General features: G+C 42.2%; 1 protein-coding gene. It reads right to left on the bottom strand.

The features are described from left to right. A partial coding sequence (locus AC1ECF_RS17750; protein ID WP_480390760.1) for an AAA family ATPase occupies positions 1-251 on the bottom strand: 251 nt, incomplete at both ends.

The raw sequence follows: 251 nt of genomic DNA, 5'->3' as shown, positions 1-251 counted from the left end.
ACTTCTTCTTTAACTGATCCAAAACCGATAACTTTTTGGCCAAGACGGCGTTTAATAATCGGTTCGATTCCATCAAATGCACCACCGCAAATGAATAGAATATTCGTTGTATCAATTTGGATGAATTCTTGATGAGGATGCTTTCTTCCTCCTTGTGGCGGAACGCTTGCCACTGTGCCTTCAAGAATTTTCAGCAACGCCTGCTGTACACCTTCACCTGAAACATCTCGTGTAATGGATGGGTTTTCAGA

The sequence above is a fragment of the Psychrobacillus sp. Z3-81 genome, from assembly GCF_056620325.1.
This window is presented reverse-complemented; position numbering and strand designations above follow the sequence as displayed.